This is a genomic window from Micromonospora chalcea (genome assembly GCF_002926165.1).
In the GTDB taxonomy this organism is placed as follows: domain Bacteria; phylum Actinomycetota; class Actinomycetes; order Mycobacteriales; family Micromonosporaceae; genus Micromonospora; species Micromonospora chalcea.
The window spans coordinates 1-6,772 of sequence record NZ_MAGP01000049.1 but is presented as its reverse complement, the minus strand read 5'-3'; the positions used below and the strand labels follow the sequence as shown (position 1 = coordinate 6,772).

Annotated in this window: 1 protein-coding gene; it reads right to left on the bottom strand. The window is 72.2% G+C overall.

Annotated features, from left to right (window positions below):
* Positions 1 to 6,772: type I polyketide synthase (locus BAW75_RS06035; protein WP_146074802.1), on the bottom strand; the 6,772-nt coding region annotated here is incomplete at both ends.

Below are 6,772 nucleotides of genomic sequence, written 5' to 3'. Positions count from 1 at the left end.
GCCATACCCGCCTCAGCCCACGGCCCCCACGCCACCGACGTCCCCACCAACCCACGCCCACGCCGCGACACCACCAACCCATCCACAAACGCATTCGCCGCCGCATACCCCACCTGACCCGCAGAACCCCACACCCCCGCAATCGACGAAAACACCACAAACGCATCCAAATCCAAACCAGCAGTCAACTCATCCAACACCACCGCACCACCAACCTTCGCCCGCAACACCTCCTCCACCTCACCCACACCCACCTCACCCAACGGCGTCAACTGCGCCACACCAGCCGCATGCACCACCGCCCGCAACCGCTCACCCCGACCCACCAAATCCCCCAACAACCCCGCCACCGCACCACGATCCGCCACATCACAACCCACCACCGACACCCGCACACCCAAACCCTCCAACCGCCCCACCAACTCACCCACACCCGCCGCACCACCACCACGCCGACTCACCAACACCACATGCTCCGCACCCACACCCACCGCCCACAACGCCACCCGCGCACCCAACGCCCCCGTACCACCGGTCACCAACACCGTCCCCGACAACCGAAAACCACCACCAGCACCCGCACCCGCACCCGCCGGACAACCCGCACGCACCAACCGCCGCACAAACACACCCGACGACCGCAACGCCACCTGATCCTCAACCCCCGACAACAACACCCCACACAACCAACCCCACACACCACCACCCAACACACCCGGCAAATCCACCAAACCACCCCACCGCAACGGCACCTCCAAACCCACCACCCGACCCAAACCCCACACCGCAGAACCGTCCAGGTCGGTCAGAGGCTCGGAGTCGTCCACGGAGACGGCACCGCTGGTCAACCACCACAGCCGACCCTCGACCTCAGTGACTGCAAGCGCCTGCGCGACCGCCAGTGCCTCGACGACACCGGCGCCGGCCAGCGACATCAGCGAGATCATCCCGGCGACCGGTCCTGCGGCCGCCGAGGCGGCGGACAGCCGACGCGCGATCCCGTCCCGGTCCAGCTCGTCCAGCACCACGGGGATCATCTCGGCGCCCCGCTCCGCCAGCCCGGCCAGCAACGGGTGGTCCTCCTGGCCGGGCACCATCAGCACGAGCCAGGAGCCGGTCAGGTTCTCGTTTCCGGTCACGTCCTGGCGCCGCCACACCACGCGGTAGCGCCAGGCGTCCACCGTCGACCGCTGCTGTGCGGCCCGCCGCCACTGCGCGAGCTTCGGCAGGACCGCGCTGAACGGTTCGTCGGCGCCGACACCCAGCTCGCCGCCGACCAGGTCGGGGTCGCCGGACTCCACGGCCGCCCAGAACCGCCCGTCGAGAGCTTCGCCGTGCACGTCCCGACGGGCCGCGGGCGCCGCCTCGGGCCAGTACCAGGTGTGGTCGAAGGCGTACGTGGGCAGGTCGACCACACCCGGCCGGGCGCCGGTCTGACCGTGGTACGCCGCCCAGTCGACCGGCACACCCGCCACCCACAACTGCCCCAGCGCCGACGTCAACACGCCGACCTCCGGCTGATCCCGCCGCGACACCGGAACCCGCCGCACCCCGGCATCCGCGACGATCTCCGCCACCATCGCCGTCAACGTCGCATCCGGGCCGACCTCCAGGAACGTGTCCACCCCCTGCCCCCGCAGAGCAGCCACCCCGTCGGCGAACCGCACCGGCTCCCGCACGTGCCGCACCCAGTACTCCGGATCCACCAGCTCCAGCGGCTCCGCGACCGCGCCGGTCACGTTCGACACGATCGGCACCCGCGGCACCCGCCAGTCCAGCCCCGCCACCACCGACGCGAACTCGTCCAACATCGGATCCATCAACCGCGAATGGAACGCGTGACTCACCGCCAGTTCCTTGACCCGCCAACCCCGCTCACGAGCGGTCGCCACCACCACCGCAACCTCACCGGCGGCACCCGACACCACCACCGACGCCGGACCGTTCACCGCCGCCACATCCACCGCCGCACCGGTCACGCCGATCAACTCGGCGACAGCCTCCTCCGACGCGCCGACCGCCGCCATCACCCCACCCGACGGCAGAGCCTGCATCAACCGGCCCCGCGCCGCCACCAACGTGCACGCGTCCCTCAGGGACAACATCCCCGACACGTACGCCGCCGTCACCTCACCGATCGAATGACCCGCCAGGAAATCAGCCCGCACACCCCACGACGCGAGCAACTCCCACAACGCCACCTCGACCGCGAACAACCCCGCCTGCGCGAACACCGTCTGATCCACCAAGCCGGCATCGGAAGTACCCGCCTCGGCGAACACGACCTCCCGCAACGCACGCGGCAACAAACCATCAAAACGGGCGCACACCTCGTCGAACGACGCCGCGAACACCGGGAACGCCTCGTACAACTCCCGACCCATACCCACACGCTGCGAACCCTGACCCGTGAACAACACCGCCCGACGACCCGCCGACACCACACCCGCAGACCGGCCCTCAGCCACCGCCGACAGACCCACCACCAGCTCGTCCACGTCCGAGCCCCACACCACCGCCCGATACTCCAACGCCGCCCGAGTCGTCGCCAACGACCACGACACATCCACCGGCGACAGACCACGACCACGCACGAACGACGCCAGCCGCCCCGCCTGACCCGACAGACCCCGCTCCGAACGACCCGACAGCACCCACGGCACCGGCAAAGCCACGGAAGCGCCCCCGGCAGACTCCGGCTCCGCCGCGACCTCGGGGACGGCTTCGGGCTCCGGCTGCTCCAGGACCACGTGCGCATTGGTCCCCGAGATGCCGAACGACGACACACCCGCCCGCCGAGGACGCTCCACGCCCGGCCACTCACGGGAGGCCGTCACCAACTCGACCGCACCCGACGACCAGTCCACATGCGACGAGGGCTCGTCCACGTGCAGCGTCGCCGGCACGGTCCCGTACCGCATCGCCAAGACCATCTTGATGATCCCCGCCACCCCCGCAGCCGCCTGCGTGTGACCGATGTTCGACTTCACCGACCCCAACAACAACGGCACATCCCGACCCTGCCCATACGTCGCCAACAACGCCTGCGCCTCGATCGGATCACCCAACGACGTACCCGTACCATGCGCCTCCACCACATCCACATCAGCCGCCGACAAACCCGCACTCGCCAGCGCCTGCCGGATCACCCGCTGCTGCGACGGACCATTCGGCGCCGTCAAACCATTCGACGCACCATCCTGATTCACCGCCGAACCCCGCACCACCGCCAGAACCCGACGCCCGTCACGCCGCGCATCCGACAACCGCTGCACCACCAGCACACCGACGCCCTCGCCCCACGCGGTGCCGTCCGCAGACTCGGCGAAGGCCTTGCAGCGGCCGTCCGCCGACAGCCCACCCTGGCGGGAGAACTCGATGAAGGCGCCCGGGGTGGACATCACGGTGACGCCGCCGGCCAGCGCCAGGTCGCACTCGCCGGACCGCAGCGCCTGCGCCGCCAGATGCAACGCCACAAGCGACGACGAACACGCCGTGTCCACAGTCACCGCCGGCCCCTCGAAACCGAACGAGTACGCCACTCGACCCGACAACACGCTCGCGGAGGCACCCGTCGCGCCGTACCCGGCGAGCGACTCACCGGCCTCGCGCACGACGGTCTCGTAGTCCTGGCCGTTGGTGCCGGCGAACACCCCGACGCGGCTGCCGCGCAGCGCGAGCGGTTCGATCCGGGCGTCTTCGAACGCCTCCCAGGAGACCTCCAGCAGCAGCCGCTGCTGCGGGTCCATGGCGAGCGCCTCCCGCGGCGAGATGCCGAAGAACTCCGCGTCGAAGCCACCCGCGTCGGCCAGGAAGGCACCGCGCGAGACGTAGGAATCGGTGCCGGTCAGCGACTCCAGGTCCCAGTGCCGGTTGGCCGGGAAGTCCGACATCGCGTCGGCACCGGCCGTCAGCAGGTCCCAGAGCCCCTCCGGGGACTCGGCTCCGGCCGGGAAACGGCAGCCCATGCCGACGATGACGATCGGGTCGTCCGGCACGACGGGGCCGGTGGCGGCGGGGACGGGCAGCGCCTGCCCGCCGAGCAGCTCGGCGTGGATGTGGCCGGCCAGAGCCGCCGAGTTCGGGTAGTCGAAGGCGAGCGTGGTCGGCAGCGCGAGGCCGGTCGCCGCGTCGAGCCGGTTGCGCAGCTCGACAGCTGCCAGCGAGGTGAAACCGAGATCCTGGAACGCCCGGTCCGGCGCCACCCGCTCGACGGACTCGTGGCCGAGCACGGCGGCGACCTCGGCGCGTACCAGCTCACCGAGGACGCGCAACTGCTCCGCGCCGGGCATTCCCGACAGGCGCAGGCGCAGGGCGGCCGCCGGCACCGGGGCGTCGGCGGGCACCGCCGCGCCGGCCTCGGCCAGCAGGTCGCGGACCAGCGGGTGGGCGCGCCGCGGACCGGTGGCGGCCACCCGGGCCCAGTCGATGTCGGCCACGACGAGGTACGTCTCGTCGCGGTCCAGCGCCCGACTGAAGGCGCGCACGGCTGTCTCCGGCGCCATCGCGCCGAAACCGGTACGGCTGAGCCGCTGTTCGAAGTCGCCCGCGCTCACCCCGCCGTCGGCCCACAGGCCCCAGGCGAGCGAGGTCGCCGGCAGTCCCTCGGCGCGGCGGCGCTGCGCCAGGGCGTCGAGGAACGCGTTGCCGGGCGCGTACGTGGCCTGGCCGGCGGCGCCCATGAGGCCGGCGAGGGAGGAGAAGAGGACGAAGGCGGAGAGGTCGCTGCCCCGGGTCAGCTCGTCCAGGTTGCGCGCGGCGTCGACCTTCGCCCGCAGGGCGGTGGCCAGCTGGTCGACACTCACGGCATCGACGACGTTGTCGTCGAGGGCGGCGGCGGTGTGCACGACCGCGCTCAGCGGAAGCTCGGCGGGGATCGAGTCGAGCAGCGTCGCGAGCGCGGCCCGGTCGGCCACGTCGCAGGACGCGAGGGTTACCCGGGTGCCGAGCCCGGCGAGTTCCTCGGCGAGGGCGGTCGCGCCGGGCGCCTCGCCACCCCGCCGGCTGACCAGGAGGAGGTGTTCGGCTCCGTCGGCGGCCAGCGCGCGGGCGACGTGTCCCCCGAGTGCCCCGGTGCCGCCGGTGATCAGCACCGTGCCGCGCGGCGTCCAGGAACCGCGCGCACCGGTGTCGCCGTACGTCGCACGAACGAGCCGGCGGGCGTGGCCGCCGGTGCCGCGCAGGGCGATCTCGTCCTCCCGGCCGGTGCCGGCGATCAGCGTCCGGAGCATCCGCACGACGCTCTGGTCGGGCTGCTCGGGGAGGTCGACGAGCCCGCCCCACCGGTGCGGGTGCTCGGCGCGCAGCACGCTGCCGAAGCCCCACGCCATGGCCTGCACGGGGTCGACGTGCCGGTCGCGGGATCCGACGGAGACCGCGCCGCGGGTGGCGATCCAGAGCCGGGCGGTGATCCCGGCGTCGCCGAGGGCCTGCGCGAGCGCGACCGTGGCGGCGAGGCCCGTCGGCACGGAGGCGGCCCCGGCGTACGGCCGGGTGTCGAGGGCCAGCAGGGAGAGTACGGGCAGCACGTCCCCGTCGCGGCCGGTCGACGCCTCGGCGAGGTCGTGGGCGAGGCGCTTGCGGTCGCACGTGGCGTCGACCTCGACGATCCGCCCGCCGGCGGCGCCGAGGGCGGCGGCCCAGTCCGTCACGGCCGCGTCGGCGCCGGCCGGTACGACGAGCAGGAAGTCGGTCGCCTCGGCGCGGGCGGCGTCGTCCGTGAGCGGCTGCCAGGCCACCCGGTAGCGCCAGGAGTCGAGGGCCGCCTCGGCGTCCCGGCGGCGTCGCCAGGTGGACAGCGCCGGCAGCACGTCCGCGAGGGGGGCGTCGGCGTCGACGGCCAGGCTCTCGGCGAGGGTCGTCAGGTCCTCCGCCTCGATCGCCCGCCAGAAGTCCTCGTCGGCGGCGGTACGCCGGGCGGCGGGGGGACGGTAGGACCGCGTCGTCGCGTTGATCCAGTAACGTCGATGGTCGAAGGCGTACGTGGGCAGGTCGACCACGCCCGGCCGGGCGCCGGTCTGACCGTGGTAGGCAGCCCAGTCGACCGGCACACCCGCCACCCACAACTGCCCCAAGGCCGCCGTCACCGCAGCGAGCTCCGACTGGTCCCGCCGCGACGCCGGAACCCGCCGCACCCCGGCATCCGCGACGATCTCCGCCACCATCGCCGTCAACGTCGCGTCCGGGCCGATCTCCAGGAACGTGTCCACCCCCTGTGCCCGCAACGCCGCCACCCCGTCGGCGAACCGCACGGGCTGCCGCACATGCCGCACCCAGTACTCCGGATCCACCAGCTCCAGCGGCTCCGCGACCGCGCCGGTCACGTTCGACACGATCGGCACCCGCGGCACCCGCCAGTCCAGCCCCGCCACCACCGACGCGAACTCGTCCAACATCGGATCCATCAACCGCGAATGGAACGCGTGACTCACCGCCAGTTCCTTGACCCGCCAACCCCGCTCACGAGCGGTCGCCACCACCACCGCAACCTCACCGGCGGCACCCGACACCACCACCGACGCCGGACCGTTCACCGCCGCCACATCCACCGCCGCACCGGTCACGCCGATCAACTCGGCGACAGCCTCCTCCGACGCGCCGACCGCCGCCATCACCCCACCCGACGGCAGAGCCTGCATCAACCGGCCCCGCGCCGCCACCAACGTGCACGCGTCCCTCAGGGACAACATCCCCGACACGTACGCCGCCGTCACCTCACCGATCGAATGACCCGCCAGGAAATCAGCCCGCACACCCCACGACGCGAGCAACT